Raw genomic sequence first — 14,020 nt, forward strand, 5'->3', positions numbered from 1 at the left:
CCCCACCTGATCTTTACCGGCCTGAGCCCGTATCTTTTAAAGAATAGACCGGAGACGAACGAGGCAGAGGCATCGAAATCAGAAGTCAGGGCTGTGGCCCAGGAGATTGTCTGAGTATCAGTGAGGGAGAAGCGGAAAAAAGCTTTTTCTTTAGGGCTGAAAAACGGCATAAAAAAAGCCCGCCATTCAGGCGGGCTTCTCAATACGCGTCTTTCGTGTCGCGTTATTATTTTTTGGCCAGCTTCTCTTTGATACGAGCCGCTTTACCAGAACGCTCACGCAGGTAGTACAACTTGGCACGACGTACTGCACCACGACGCTTAACAGTAATGCTGTCTACGATTGGAGAGTGAGCCTGGAATGCACGCTCAACACCTTCACCGTTAGAGATCTTACGAACAGTGAAAGCAGAGTGCAGACCACGGTTACGCTTAGCGATAACAACGCCTTCGAACGCCTGCAGACGCTCACGCTCACCCTCTTTTACCTTAACCTGAACAACAACAGTGTCACCTGGTGCAAAATCAGGCAGGTCTTTTTTCATTTGCTCTTGCTCAAGAGCTTTGATGATATTACTCATTGGTATATACCCTAGAATAAACTGATACTAAATTAACTCATGGCTTGCGGTATTCGCGGATAAACTCCGCCAACAAGCACTCCTGATCGTCAGTCAGAGCTAGGTTTTCCAGGAGCTCTGGTCTTCTCAGCCAGGTACGACCCAGCGATTGTTTCAATCGCCAGCGGCGAATATCCTTATGGTTTCCAGACAAAAGTACCGGGGGTACTGCTTGTCCGTCTAACACTTCAGGACGTGTGTAATGCGGGCAATCCAGCAAACCATTCGCAAAAGAATCTTCTTCTGCTGACGCAAAGTCTCCCAGTACGCCCGGCACAAACCGCACGACTGCATCGACTAAGGTCATGGCTGGCAGTTCACCACCCGTCAGCACAAAATCTCCGATAGACCATTCTTCGTCTACCTCTTGTTGGATAATGCGCTCATCGACCCCTTCATAACGGCCGCAGATTAAGATCAAATCTTCGTTCTGCGCCAGTTCCTCAACACCCGCCTGATCCAGCTTACGGCCCTGAGGAGAGAGGTAAATCACTTTCGCCCGGCCCTGAGCAGATTCTCTGGCAGCATGAATGGCATCGCGCAAAGGCTGCACCATCATCAACATACCAGGTCCGCCGCCGTATGGTCGATCATCAACCGTACGGTGTTTATCGTGCGTAAAATCGCGGGGATTCCACGTTTCTACAGACACGAGGCCTTTTTTTACCGCCTGACCTGTTACCCCAAACTCAGTAATAGCCCGGAACATTTCAGGGAATAGGCTGATTATTCCTATCCGCATGGTTCTTTTCGCTCTTACTGAAAAGGTTAAAACCCAGGATCCCAGTCAACTTCGATCCGTTGAGCAGTGCGATCAATCGACTTGATGACCTGCTCATCGAGGAACGGAATTAAACGTTCCTTCTGTCCAAAAGCATCTTTCAGGTTGGCTTTGACCACTAGAACGTCATTAGAACCGGTTTCAAGAATGTCCGTCACTTTACCCAGGTCGTAACCTTGGATTGTCACAACAGTCATCCCCATCAATTCGCGCCAGTAGAATTCTTCATCTGACAGCGCCGGTAATTGATCTGCAGGTACGTTAATTTCCGCGTTGGTCATTACCTGGGCGTCTTCACGGACATCCAGGCCTTGCAACTTGGCAACTAATCCCTGACCATGACGTTTCCATGCTTCCACATGGAAGGTCTGCCATTCACCTTTCATCTTTATCAGCCATGGCTGATAAGCGAAAATGCTTTCGGCTTGTTCTGTGTAGGAAAAAACTTTGAGCCACCCTTTGATACCATAAGTGGCACCGATTTTACCGACAACGACGTGGTCTTGGTTGTGTGAACTCATTGCTTCTCTGCTACCCATTCACTAATCTTAAGCAGCTGCTTTAGCAGCATCTTTGATCAGCTTCGCTGCGCGGTCAGACACAGTTGCGCCTTGACCAACCCAGTGATTTACACGGTCCAGGTCCAGACGCAGACGCTCTTCCTGACCAGTTGCCAGTGGGTTGAAGAAACCTACACGCTCGATGTTACGACCGTCGCGCGCAGCGCGGCTGTCAGCAACAACGATGTGATAAAATGGACGCTTTTTCGCGCCGTGACGTGCCAAACGAATGGTTACCATATCGTCCTCTTTGCATTACTGTAAATAAAATCGGCCCCGCGATAAAAACGGGGCCCGTGCCAAATAAAGCCTCGGAATTTTACTCTTTCAACTCGCGAATGCAACTGCTTTAGCTACTTTTTCACCAGTAAAATTCTCACCCGAGATTAAAAAACAAGCAATTGAAGCAATTAGCGCCCAGGGAACATGCCGCCACCCGGCATCATACCTTTCATCTGGCGCATCATATTCTTCATGCCGCCCTTCTGCATTTTCTTCATCATCTTCTGCATCTGGGTGAACTGTTTCAGCAGACGGTTCACATCCTGAACCTGAGTACCGGAACCTGATGCAATCCGCTTCTTGCGAGAACCCTTGATCAGCTCTGGACGCTCACGCTCTTTTGCCGTCATGGAATTAATGATGGCTTCCATCTGTACAAAGACTTTGTCATCGACCTGATCTTTGACATTGCCCGGCAACTGAGACATACCCGGCAGCTTGTCCAGCATGCCCATCATGCCGCCCATGTTCTTCATTTGCTGCAGCTGACCACGGAAGTCTTCCAGATCAAAGCCTTTCTTCTCTTTGAACTTCTTCGCCAGCTTCTCAGCTTTTTCTTTATCGACATTACGTTCCAGGTCTTCGATCAGCGACAGAACATCGCCCATGCCCAGAATACGGGATGCAACACGGTCCGGATAGAAAGGTTCCAGTGCGTCAGTTTTCTCACCCACACCCAGGAACTTAATCGGTTTACCTGTGATATGACGGACAGACAGCGCCGCACCACCCCGGGCATCACCATCAACTTTCGTCAGGATCACACCGGTCAGCGGCAGAGCGTCGTTAAAGGCTTTGGCTGTATTTGCGGCATCCTGACCTGTCATGGCATCGACCACAAACAAGGTTTCGACCGGATTTGCCGTCTGATGAACTGCGATGATCTCGTCCATCATCTCGCTGTCGACGTGCAGACGACCCGCGGTATCGACAATCACGACATCGTAGAATTTACGCTTACCGTGCTCAATGGCCGATTCAGTAATTACAACCGGTTTCTGATCCGGTGAAGACGGGAAGAAATCAATGCCGATATCAGCTGCCAGCGTTTCCAGCTGTTTAATCGCTGCCGGACGATACACGTCAGCAGACACCACCAGCACCTTCTTCTTATGGCGCTCTTTCAGCAGTTTACCCAGCTTACCCACACTGGTGGTTTTACCGGCACCCTGCAAACCAGCCATCAGAATCACAGCTGGCGGCTGGCTGGCCAGATCCAAAGCTTCGTTCGATTCGCCCATGACGGCTTCTAATTCCGCCTGAACGATTTTGATAAATTCCTGGCCTGGTGTCAGACTCTTGGAGACTTCTGTTCCGACAGCACGCTCTTTGACGCGCTTGACGAAATCCCGGACAACCGGCAAGGCAACATCGGCCTCCAGCAATGCCATACGCACTTCGCGCAGGGTCTCTTTGATGTTGTCCTCGGTCAGACGGCCACGGCCGCTGATATTTTTCAGCGTTGACGATAAACGCTCGGTTAAATTGTCAAACATGTGTGACTCGCTCGTTACGCACTCATTTTGTGCCAGTATACCGCAATCAGTGAACGGGTTTCATGCCATACCTGCTGCCTGTGTCAGAAATCTTACCTTTTGCCGTGCAAAAGCAGCGCCGGATGTCCCGGTAAACAGGCAGCCGGACCAGAAAGTGCGCACTGTCCCACAGGATTGATCCCCCTGTATCATTGTCGTGCTATCCGTTCACAAGGTATACTCACTAGTCCTAATTTACGATCTTTTCAGATGTTACGAACTTTTCAGGTGTTATGGATATATTGATAGCCTTTTCTGCAGCTTGTTTATATCTGCTGGCGCTGGCATTTATCGTGCCCGGCCTGAGCCATAATAATGGCATTCAATCACGACCAGTACTGATCAGCGCTACGGCGGCCATTGTACTGCATGTCGTTTTTCTGAAAGATCTGATTCTGGGCGGCGTCGGCCAGAACCTGAGTATTCTCAATGTCGCTTCCCTGATCAGCCTGATAATTTCAGTGATCACCACAGTGGCAATGCTCCGGATGCGGCTCTGGTTCCTGCTGCCCGTCATTTACAGTTTTGCGGCAATCAATCTGGTCGCGGCTGCCATTCTGCCCGGCGCCTTTATTACACACCTGGAATCTCACCCGCAGGTCCTGTTCCATATTTCTCTGGCACTCTTTGCCTATTCAACCCTGATGATCGCGACGCTGTATGCGATCCAACTGGCATGGCTCGATTACAAACTCAAACACAAGAAGCTGGCATTTAACCCGAATCTGCCGCCGCTGATGCTGGTAGAGCGCCAGCTGTTTAAGATTATTCTGGTCGGCTATGTCCTGCTGACAGTCACGCTTATCACCGGATTTATTTACCTGCAGGATATGTTTGCACAGGGCAAAACGCACAAGGCTGTGTTATCCATTCTGGCCTGGTGTGTCTACAGCGTCATGCTTTGGGGACACTATCGTCAGGGATGGCGGGGCAAGAAAGTCATCTGGTTCAGCCTGATTGGTGCTTTCCTGCTGACACTGGCGTACTTCGGCAGCCGCTTCGTGAAAGAAATCATTATCGGTCATTAATGACAATCCAGATAACCGGATCCATGCTTAAGCATGAAGAAAGTTGACCATGGGCTGGTATAATTGCCAGCCTGAACTTGACACCCATACTCAGATTCAGTACAGAGTACAAATTCACCGCGATACAAGGAACTAGCTTTTTGGACGATATATCCACGGGAGTCTTATTCTCCATTCTGGTATTACTGCTCCTGATCTCCGGATATTTTTCCGGCTCTGAAACCGGCATGATGGCGCTCAACCGCTATAAACTCCGTCACCTGGCCAGCCAGGGACACCGCGGGGCAAAGCGAGTTGAAAAACTGCTTAATCGCCCGGACCGTCTGATTGGCCTGATCCTGATCGGCAACAACCTGGTCAACATTCTGGCTTCTGCCATCGCAACCATTCTGGGCATGCGTCTATACGGCGATGTCGGTGTCGCCATTGCCACCGGTGCGCTCACCATGGCGGTACTGGTCTTTGCAGAAGTGACTCCGAAAACACTGGCCGCTTTATATCCTGAGAAAGTTGCCTATTCCAGCAGTATCTTGCTCCAGCTGCTGATGAAATTGATGTATCCGCTGGTCTTGTTCGTCAATGGGATCACCAATGGATTCCTGCGTCTGCTGGGTCTTCGTGTCGATAACATGAACGACTCCCCGCTCAGCTCCGAAGAGCTGCGTACTGTGGTCAATGAAGCTGGCAGCCTGATCCCGCGTCGTCACCAGGACATGCTGTTGTCGATCCTGGATCTGGAAAACGTCAAAGTTGAAGATTTGATGGTGCCCCGAAACGAAATCGTCGGTATCAATATCAACGACGACTGGAAATCAATTGTGCGCCAGCTCAGCCACTCCGCCCATGGCCGGATTGTCCTGTACCGCGACAGTATTGATGAAGTTGTCGGTATGCTTCGGGTACGTGAAGCGTATCGTTTGATGATGGATAAGAACGATTTCAGTAAAGAAAATCTGCTGCGGGCCGCGGATAAGATGTACTTCATCCCGGAAGGCACACCTCTGAATATCCAGTTGCTGAAGTTCCAGCGCCGTAAAGAACGAATTGGCCTGATTGTGGATGAATACGGTGATATTCAGGGCCTGATCACGCTGGAAGATATTCTGGAAGAGATTGTCGGTGAATTTACCACTTCAATCTCCCCGACTCTGGCCGAAGAAATTACTCCGCAGAGTGATGGCAGCCTGTTGATTGAAGGCACTGCGAATATTCGTGAACTGAACAAGAGCCTGAACTGGGATCTGCCGACTGACGGTCCGCGGACCCTGAACGGCCTGCTGCTGGAGCACCTGGAAGATATTCCGGACAGCATTCTGAGTGTGTCTGTGGCGGGCTACCAGATGGAAATCGTGGAAATCTCCGACAACATGATCAAACAGGTCAAAATTCTGCCGACTCAGCTTCGCAAAACCGGCTGATCGCCTTCATAGCGTCCGTTAAGAATGAAAAAGCCAGCATTTCAGTGCTGGCTTTTTCATTTGCATCCAACCGGCACCGAAAAGCTTATTTCACTTTCAGTTCCTGAAGCATACTCTCAGGCAGTGCAAGCTCTTCATTCTTGTTCACATCGATACCCCGATCCAGAATGTCCTGTGCAATCTGCTTCGCCTCTTCCAGTGAATGCATGCTGTAAGTACCACACTGATATTCATTCAGCTCAGGGATCTGCGACTGAGCGGCAACTTTCAGCACATCCTCCATTGCGGCCCGCCAGCTGTCAGCGACCTGCTGCTCATCCGGAGCACCAATCAGGCTCATGTAAAATCCGGTCCTGCACCCCATCGGGGACAGGTCAATAATCTCGACCTGATCGGAATTCAGATGAGCACGCATGAAACCGGCAAAGAGATGTTCGAGCGTATGAATTCCGCGTTCAGACAGAATCTCATGGTTGGGTCTGCAGAAGCGCAGATCAAAGACGGTGATGGTGTCGCCTTTCGGCGTCTGCATGGTTTTGGCAACACGCACAGCCGGTGCATGCATCTTGGTGTGGTCAACCGTAAAGCTATCAAGTAATGGCATTATATCCTTCTCCTTTGCCTGTCTTTCCTGTTGCTCAGCCAGCCACCTTCATTCAGAACGGCCACCAGCTGCGATTCTCTTCGAGCTCCTGCCGGCACTGCTTGAGCTGCCAGCCATAAGATTTCGCCTGCTGATCAACCTTGCGGGATACCTGCAGCAAATTGGGCTTACTCCGGTAAGTTCCCCGGCTGTATCCGCCCCGTCCTTCATGATAGGCCAGATACTGATGATACGCATCCCACTTGGAAATCCCCAGTTGGCGCTGTGTTTCCGCGGTATACCAGCCAATGAACATCAGCGAGTCATCAAAACTGGAGCGGGAGCCCCAACTCCCTGTCGCACGCTGATAGTCCTCCCAGGCGGGATCCTGTGCCTGAGCATAACCATAAGCACTGCTGCTGCGAAACCAGGGGATAAAGCCGAAGACATAAGGACGGGGGGGTCTTGCATCATGACGAAAAGCACTTTCCTGACGCACAAAGGCCATGGCGACCTGAATCGGGGTGCCCCAACGCTTTTCCATTGCCAATCCATCTTCATACCAATCGGGGTATTCCCGAAAAATATCACATAAATTGGCCTGATTTTTGGGTGGTGATGTCGCACAACCTGTTGTTAACAAAGCCAACAGTATCAGCGCCAGCCATTTTTTTTTCGCCAAAAGCATTTTTTCATTCCCTGAAGTGGAACCAAAGTGAAAATGGCAGGTCTGATACTATGACTGGCAGTGCAAACTGTCGTCATCCCTGCGAAATTGTAATTATTGATTGGGCAGCAAGGTCGCTGCCCGTTTTTTTATCCGCTGCTCACGCTTCCCGAAACGCATTCGCTTCCAGATCAGCAAAGTAATCAGCCAAGAATGCCTCGAAAGACAACACATCCGACTGTTCAATCTGCTGCTGTTTCGCTACAGAATCCGCGGCTTCCTGCTCAAACTCAGCCAGAGAATAACGGCTGTAGCCATTCGCCTTCAACCATTCTGCATGTCTTACAGCCAGCTCCAGACCGAAATTACCGATGCCTTCGTGCGCTTCAATCTGGCGCAGCACCTGTGCAGATAAGGTCAGATTTGGATTATCAATCCAACCGGCCAGTTTCGTCAGCGTCTGCTGGTATGCATCACCACCGTGAGCCTGGTCCATCACAATAGCGACTTGTTCCAGTTCAGCAAACACATGCTTCGCCCACTCAGCCAGGGTTAAACGTTCCCCACTGCAGCCAATCTGAAGCTGCAGTTCTGAATCGCGGCCGCCAAGCACAACTTTTTTCCAGTTATCACGCCAGCATGCCAGTTCAGCGTCATTCATTTCATCTGAAGGCGACAGCACGGACCAGATCAGGAAGAGATCCAGAAAACGCACCTGATCCGCAGTGATCCCAATCGGGCTGAACGGGTTCACATCCAGTGAACGCACTTCAATATATTCAACACCGCAGCGACTGAGTGCCTCTGAAGGTTTTTCACCGCTTTGCGTCACCCGCTTCGGACGGATCGGAGCATACAATTCATTTTCGATTTGCAGCACATTGGTATTGAGCTGGCGCAGTTCCCCATCGACTTTGACGCCGATTTCAGCGAACTCTTCCGAAGGGGTATGAATGGCTTTTTGCAGGCCCTCTAAATACTGCTCCAGGCTATTAAACCCAATTCTGAGCGCACTCTGAGCATGATTGGTATATCCCAGATCACTCAGGCGAAGTGCTGTCGACTGCGGCAGAAAGTAAGTACCTGCTCCGGTCTTGCTGAACTTGAGATGCTCGGCATCCCGCTTCAGGAATGAACCACAGAGCGCAGGAGAAGCACCGAACAGATACGGAATCAGCCAGCCAAAACGGTAATAGTTACGAATCAGTGCAAAATACGCATCGGATACCGCCGCCTGGCGTTCGCTGTCGCTTTGCTCACCAAACAGCTGCTCCCAGAAGCTGTCCGGAAAGGAAAAGTTGAAATGCACGCCTGAAATAATTTGCATCACACTGCCATAGCGACGTTTCAGTCCCTCACGGTACAGTGTTTTCATCCGGCCGATATTTGAACTGCCGTATTGAGCCAGCTGAATGTCCGATTCATCACCGACATAACAAGGCATGGACATTGGCCACAGCATCTCTTCGCCCATTTGGCTGTAGCTGAATTTGTGGATATCAGACAATTGAGACAGAAGTTCGTCGACATTTCTTGATACCGGAGTAATAAACTCCAGCAAAGATTCTGCAAAATCGGTCGTGATCCACTGATTGGTCAATGCCGAACCCAGGCCTGCAGGATGGGGTTGGGGGGATAACTTGCCTTGCGGGGTAATTCGTAACGCTTCCCGTTCCAGGCCGCGCCCGATTTGTGTCAGCGCTTGTGGGTTCGCCGACACTCTCTCTAACCTTTGCGAAAAATCCATCAGGCTCTTCTCAATTCTTTCTATCACAGGGGAGCTAGGGTAATCATAATTCTGGTTGATTACCATGATTATTGTTGATTTAGAAAAGGGTTTCCTGCGGGATAATAACAACCATAAGAAAAGCCGGCACATCAGGTGCCGGCTTGGATTTTCAACTGAATATAACCTGAATCATCAGATCATTATGCTGTCATTATTGCTCTGGAGTCAGCTGGTGAACAGGTCGTCCCAGCGTTTTCAGCTGCGGCAATAATGTCGCCGAATCACCGACCACAATAATCTGATAGTCTTCCGGATTAAACCACTTCTCAGCCAATGCATTCAGACGCTCTTTGCTGATTGTTGCCGTCAGCGTATTGCGCTGAGACACAAAGTCATCGTCCAGATGATATGTCATGATCTGACGCAGCAAATCTGCTTTATCACTTGGCGTTTCATAGCTCAGTGCTTCCTGCTGCCCGACCGCCAGGCGCATAAAGGCCAGCTCTTCATTCGTCAAGCCGTCCTGACTGTACTTCTGCAGTTCCTTGATCATTTCCTGAATGGACGACAGCGTGACATCTGCACGTACCTCAGCATAAAACAGAGAAGAGCCGACTTCTTTGTTACCGACCTGATAACCGCCGGCACCATAAGTGTAGCCTTTGTCCTCACGCAGGTTCAGATTGATCCGGCTGTTGAAGTTCCCCGCGAGGTTAAAGTTCGCCAATTGGATCTCAAACTGCTCGCCAGTCGCATCAAACGGCAGACCACGACGGACAAAACGGACTGCGCTTTGCGGCGCTCCCGGTTTATCAATCAACCAGACAGCAGGCTGAGTCTGAGACGGAACGACCGGTGTCACATAAGATGGCGCCGGGGCACCTTGCCACTGAGACAAAAATGCCAGATCTGATTTGAGCTCAGACGGCAGGATATCGCCGACCACCGCCATCTGCGCTCCGTTTGGCGTATAAAAACGCTGATAAAACGCTTTCACATCATTGAGGGTAATCCCCTGAATTGACGCCATGGTCCCTTCCGCAGGACGGCCAAAGACGGTCTTGCCATACAGAACTTCCCGGGTCGCCTGGCTGGCCAGCCAGCTCGGACGCTGGTGATCGTACACCAGGCCTTCCAGCGCCTGCTGTTTCACACGGGCAAAATCATCTTCTTTGAAGGCTGGCTCAAACAGACGCTCCTGTAAGATCGCCAGGGTTTCCGGAAGATATTTCTTCAGCGTTGTCACGGACACGACGGTACCGTACATGCCTGGGTCAAAGTTGATCGTACTGCCCAGTTTATCCAGTCGGGATACCAGGTCTTCAGAGGAGCTGCGCAGGCTGTCTTCCGCCATCATGGCGGCGGTCAGTTCAGCCAGTCCGTTCTTTCCGGCAGGCTCATAGCGGCGACCGGCAGGCAGCACCAACTGTAGCTCAACCGTTGGTGTTTCGTTGTAATCGGTGCCCAGCACCTCAATCCCGTTCGCCAGATTCAGGCGGTACAGTTCTGGAACCTTCGCTGTTACCGGCGCTGAAGGCTGCGGCATCACCGAACGGTCAAAACTTTCATGCTGCGGTTCGCGCAAATTCAGTTCGTTGTCTGTCAGATGCTGGTGCTCGGGAATAATTCGGTCTGCAGGCTGATAGTTCGCTTTGGCTGCAGCCATATCTGTGCGTCCGTTCGGCACAGTGCTGAGCACCACTTTCGGCTTGTTCTCAACATAGCGTTTGTACACCGCTTCAACATCCGACGGCTGAAGATCACGCAAATTTTTCAGCTCAGTCCCCAGACGGTTCGGATAGCCGTAGAACGTCTGATAGGCCGCCAGCTGCGCTACCTTACCGTGAACACTTTGCAGGCCGAAGATGGCTGACGCTTCCGCCATACCCTTCATTTCATCCAGATCTTTCTGGTTGACTCCCCGCTGTGCCAGACTGCCCAATACCGTACTGACATCATCATAAATTTGATTCAGCTTGCCCTGTTCGCCACTCTGCCCAATCGCGTACACATACAACGTACAGGCGAGTTCGCCACAATCGTGATAAGCCCCGGCATCAACAACTTTGCCGGTTTTCACCAATGCCTGATACAGCATGCTGTTCTGACCGCCACCTATGACTTTCGCCAGCATATCCAGCGAGGCATCGTCTTTCGCGCCTTTATAAGATGTCGGCCAGGCCATCATCAGCATCGGTTGACGAATATTATCTTCCAGCGTCAGGAAACGGTCTGTATTCAGTGTGACGGGCTGTTTGGCCGGATTCTCAACCTTCGGACCACGCGGAATGTCCCCGAAATACTTCTCAACCCAAGCCAGGGTCTGTGCTTTATCAAGGTTGCCGCCAATTGTCAGCGTCGCATTATTCGGTCCGTACCAGCGCAGGAAAAATGCTTTCAGATCATTGACGTCCACCCGGTCCAGATCTGCAACATAACCAATGGGCTGCCAGGAATAAGGATGGGGCCGCGGGAAAAGCGCTTCGCCGATACGTTCATTCACCAGCCCATAAGGGGTGTTTTCATAACGCTGGCCCCGCTCATTTTTCACCGTGGCACGCTGGATCTCAAACTTGTGCTGAGACACCGCACTTAACAGAAATCCCATGCGGTCCGATTCCAGCCACAGTACTTTTTCCAGCTGATTCGAAGGCACAGTTTCAAAATAATTGGTCCGGTCCCGGTTGGTCGTACCGTTCATCGAACCTCCGGCTTCAGTGATCAGGCGGAAATGCTCCTGATCGCCGACGTGCTTGGACCCCTGAAACATCATGTGTTCAAAGAAATGGGCAAAACCGGACTTGCCCAGCTGCTCGCGCGCTGAGCCGACATGATAGGTCACATCCACATGAACCAGCGGATCCGAATCATCCTCATGAAGGATCACGGTCAAACCGTTATCCAGCACGTACTTACTATAAGGGATCACCACATCATTGCCGGTATTCGATACACTTTCCACAAAGTGCACACCATCGGGCAAAGATTGTGACTGCTCGGGGGACGTCTGACTACTGCATCCGCTCAGGACCAGCAACACAAGGCTCAGAATCCGCTTTTGCACGTTCGCCTTCCTTCTATTTAGGGTTATCAATCAAAACAGCAGCGCTAACAACGCATACCGCGCAGCTTTGCCAGCCAGAATAAACAAAGCACAGAGTCCGGCGCGCATTCGCAGCCAGCCTGCAGCCAGGCAGAGGGGATCACCGACAATGGGCACCCAGCTCAGCAACAGACTCCAGTACCCGTACTTTTTTATCCAGCGGACAGCTTTATTATGACTCTGATTTTCTTCAGAAGTTTTATCAGGAAAGCAACGTCCCAGATAAAAACTCACCATCCCGCCCACAGTGTTGCCTGCAGTGACCACGACAACCAGTATCCAGGCCGGGTATGACGACTGTGTGAGGGCTGCCAGCAGACCCGCTTCCGAGCCGCCCGGCAATAAAGTGGCACTCAGTAGTCCGGAGAAAAACAGCCCCCACAACAAGGCTTCTCCGGACCAGCTCAATCCCATGCTTCAGCCTTTCATCGACAGGACAACCTTGCCCCGTGTCCGGCCGGTTTCAATCTGACGATGGGCATCCGCCCCCTGTTGCAATGGGAATTGAGCCGCAACATGAATGCGCAGCTCTCCCTTTGCCAGCATCGCCAGCATGTGTTCGTTTTGTGTCACCGATGGGGAGACCAGCATGCCCTGCGCATGCAACCCGGCAACTTTTGCAGAAGCGTTAACCGCTTCAGCTGTGATGGTAGGCACGGTCACAACACGTCCGCCGGGTTTCACGCAAGCAAGCGCAGCGATCCCCACGTCACCGCCGACCAGATCGATCAGGACATCAACAGGCTGGATCTGCGTCTTCAGATCGCCGGCTTGATAATTCACGGCTTCAGCCCCCAAGCCAGCAACAAACGCCAGATTTTCTGCCGAACAGCTCGCCAGCACTTCAGCACCTTTCGCATGCGCCAGCTGCACCGCCAGATGGCCGACACCGCCCGCCCCTGCCAGAATTAACACGCGCTCTTTCGGTTTCACTGAAGCTTTCTCCAGCGCCTGCCAGGCCGTTTGTCCGGCAAGCGGTAAGGCTGCGGCCTGTTCAAGTGATACGCCGTCCGGCACTTCACTCAGGCAACTGGCTTCAACCAGAATCTGCTCACTGTATGCCCCGCCATCCAGCGGAAAACCGATGAACCCGCAAACCCGCTGTCCGACTGTCCACTGCGTCACATCCTCGCCAACAGCCAGAACCGTTCCGGCCATATCATAACCAGGCACCCAGGGCAGTTTGTCTTTGTTCTGCTGCGCCGCCCAGCCCAGACCGGCACGGGTTTTGGCATCAATCGGATTCACTCCGGCAAATGCAATCGCCACAAGTACCTGCTCTCCCTGCGGAGCGGATAACGTTGCAGACTGCAATTTCAGACAGTTGGCATCGCCGAATGCCGAGATAGCAAGCTGTTGACATGTCATGTGTTGTTTTCCTTCTGATTCCGTTGGAATTCCTTCACGCCAGCCAAAACTACCGCTTTCTGCCCGGAAATACCAGCGCCGCTGGTCAGTCGGATTGAGGGGGATTGAAAAGTTCAGAGTATAAAAAAACCCGGCACGAGGCCGGGTTTAAAAAGATGGCGCGTCCGGGAGGATTCGAACCTCCGACCGCCTGGTTCGTAGCCAGGTACTCTATCCATCTGAGCTACGGACGCGCAGATTGTGTTCGTGATGCGATCACGGTACGAAATGATGGCGCGCTCGGGAGGATTCGAACCTCCGACCGCCTGGTTCGTAGCCAGGTACTCTATCCAGCTGAGCTACGAGCG

At 51.7% G+C, this 14,020-nt stretch carries 13 protein-coding genes and 1 tRNA gene; 2 read left to right on the forward strand and 12 right to left on the reverse strand.

Annotated features, from left to right (window positions below; all coding sequences use genetic code 11):
- Positions 1-226: 226 nt before the first annotated feature.
- The 5 genes from rplS to ffh all read right to left on the reverse strand — a co-directional run bounded on the left by rplS (position 227) and on the right by ffh (position 3,738).
- Positions 227-580 carry a 50S ribosomal protein L19 gene (gene rplS / locus ACYP03_RS23390; RefSeq protein ID WP_036749250.1) on the reverse strand — a complete coding sequence of 118 codons (354 nt, stop codon included), beginning with the start codon at positions 578-580 and terminating at the stop codon, positions 227-229.
- Positions 581-617: 37 nt separating this feature from the next.
- Positions 618-1,361: a tRNA (guanosine(37)-N1)-methyltransferase TrmD gene (gene trmD, locus ACYP03_RS23395; protein WP_459782285.1), complete on the reverse strand. Its 744-nt coding sequence runs from the start codon at positions 1,359-1,361 to the stop codon at positions 618-620.
- Between the two features lie 26 nt (positions 1,362-1,387).
- Positions 1,388-1,921: a ribosome maturation factor RimM gene (gene rimM, locus ACYP03_RS23400; RefSeq protein ID WP_248144212.1), complete on the reverse strand. Its 534-nt coding sequence runs from the start codon at positions 1,919-1,921 to the stop codon at positions 1,388-1,390.
- Between the two features lie 27 nt (positions 1,922-1,948).
- Positions 1,949-2,200 carry a 30S ribosomal protein S16 gene (rpsP, locus tag ACYP03_RS23405; RefSeq protein ID WP_027253536.1) on the reverse strand — a complete coding sequence of 84 codons (252 nt, stop codon included), beginning with the start codon at positions 2,198-2,200 and terminating at the stop codon, positions 1,949-1,951.
- Positions 2,201-2,370: 170 nt separating this feature from the next.
- Positions 2,371-3,738, reverse strand: coding sequence for a signal recognition particle protein (ffh, locus tag ACYP03_RS23410; RefSeq protein WP_459782286.1), 1,368 nt, complete (start codon positions 3,736-3,738; stop codon positions 2,371-2,373).
- Between the two features lie 272 nt (positions 3,739-4,010).
- Here ffh and ACYP03_RS23415 point away from each other — a divergent pair, with 272 nt between their 5' ends.
- Together ACYP03_RS23415 and ACYP03_RS23420 are read left to right on the forward strand one after the other, a co-directional pair.
- On the forward strand, positions 4,011-4,805 hold the full coding sequence (locus ACYP03_RS23415; RefSeq protein ID WP_248144071.1) for a cytochrome C assembly family protein: 795 nt from the start codon (positions 4,011-4,013) through the stop codon (positions 4,803-4,805).
- Positions 4,806-4,945: 140 nt separating this feature from the next.
- Positions 4,946-6,223, forward strand: a complete 1,278-nt coding sequence (locus tag ACYP03_RS23420) for an HlyC/CorC family transporter (protein ID WP_330961941.1) — start codon at positions 4,946-4,948, stop codon at positions 6,221-6,223.
- A gap of 85 nt (positions 6,224-6,308) precedes the next feature.
- Here ACYP03_RS23420 and luxS read toward each other — a convergent pair whose 3' ends face one another.
- The 7 genes from luxS to ACYP03_RS23455 all read right to left on the reverse strand — a co-directional run bounded on the left by luxS (position 6,309) and on the right by ACYP03_RS23455 (position 13,906).
- On the reverse strand, positions 6,309-6,827 hold the full coding sequence (gene luxS / locus ACYP03_RS23425) for an S-ribosylhomocysteine lyase (RefSeq protein ID WP_330961940.1): 519 nt from the start codon (positions 6,825-6,827) through the stop codon (positions 6,309-6,311).
- A gap of 52 nt (positions 6,828-6,879) precedes the next feature.
- Positions 6,880-7,494, reverse strand: a complete 615-nt coding sequence (locus ACYP03_RS23430) for a transglycosylase SLT domain-containing protein (protein ID WP_248144066.1) — start codon at positions 7,492-7,494, stop codon at positions 6,880-6,882.
- 139 nt (positions 7,495-7,633) lie between these two features.
- Positions 7,634-9,223 carry a glutamate--cysteine ligase gene (gene gshA / locus ACYP03_RS23435; RefSeq protein ID WP_459782289.1) on the reverse strand — a complete coding sequence of 530 codons (1,590 nt, stop codon included), beginning with the start codon at positions 9,221-9,223 and terminating at the stop codon, positions 7,634-7,636.
- Between the two features lie 190 nt (positions 9,224-9,413).
- Positions 9,414-12,266, reverse strand: coding sequence for a M16 family metallopeptidase (locus ACYP03_RS23440; RefSeq protein ID WP_459782287.1), 2,853 nt, complete (start codon positions 12,264-12,266; stop codon positions 9,414-9,416).
- Between the two features lie 30 nt (positions 12,267-12,296).
- Positions 12,297-12,719 (reverse strand): YqaA family protein, encoded by a 423-nt coding sequence (locus tag ACYP03_RS23445; protein ID WP_330961937.1) that lies wholly within the window; start codon positions 12,717-12,719, stop codon positions 12,297-12,299.
- Positions 12,720-12,722: 3 nt separating this feature from the next.
- Positions 12,723-13,673 (reverse strand): NADP-dependent oxidoreductase, encoded by a 951-nt coding sequence (locus tag ACYP03_RS23450; protein ID WP_459782288.1) that lies wholly within the window; start codon positions 13,671-13,673, stop codon positions 12,723-12,725.
- Positions 13,674-13,829: 156 nt separating this feature from the next.
- Positions 13,830-13,906 (reverse strand) — tRNA-Arg (locus tag ACYP03_RS23455).
- Between the last annotated feature and the right edge of the window lie 114 nt (positions 13,907-14,020).

The sequence above is a fragment of the Photobacterium sp. R1 genome, assembly GCF_054600795.1.

Bases quoted from the DNA above. Each gene is read 5' to 3' on its own strand.
- rimM (WP_248144212.1), bottom strand. From the start codon at position 1,921: ATGAGTTCACACAACCAAGACCACGTCGTTGTCGGTAAAATCGGTGCC.
- ACYP03_RS23450 (WP_459782288.1), bottom strand. From the start codon at position 13,673: ATGACATGTCAACAGCTTGCTATCTCGGCATTCGGCGATGCCAACTGT.
- ACYP03_RS23445 (WP_330961937.1), bottom strand. From the start codon at position 12,719: ATGGGATTGAGCTGGTCCGGAGAAGCCTTGTTGTGGGGGCTGTTTTTC.
- ffh (WP_459782286.1), bottom strand. From the start codon at position 3,738: ATGTTTGACAATTTAACCGAGCGTTTATCGTCAACGCTGAAAAATATC.
- trmD (WP_459782285.1), bottom strand. From the start codon at position 1,361: ATGCGGATAGGAATAATCAGCCTATTCCCTGAAATGTTCCGGGCTATT.
- ACYP03_RS23415 (WP_248144071.1), top strand. From the start codon at position 4,011: ATGGATATATTGATAGCCTTTTCTGCAGCTTGTTTATATCTGCTGGCG.
- rpsP (WP_027253536.1), bottom strand. From the start codon at position 2,200: ATGGTAACCATTCGTTTGGCACGTCACGGCGCGAAAAAGCGTCCATTT.
- luxS (WP_330961940.1), bottom strand. From the start codon at position 6,827: ATGCCATTACTTGATAGCTTTACGGTTGACCACACCAAGATGCATGCA.
- ACYP03_RS23430 (WP_248144066.1), bottom strand. From the start codon at position 7,494: ATGCTTTTGGCGAAAAAAAAATGGCTGGCGCTGATACTGTTGGCTTTG.
- rplS (WP_036749250.1), bottom strand. From the start codon at position 580: ATGAGTAATATCATCAAAGCTCTTGAGCAAGAGCAAATGAAAAAAGAC.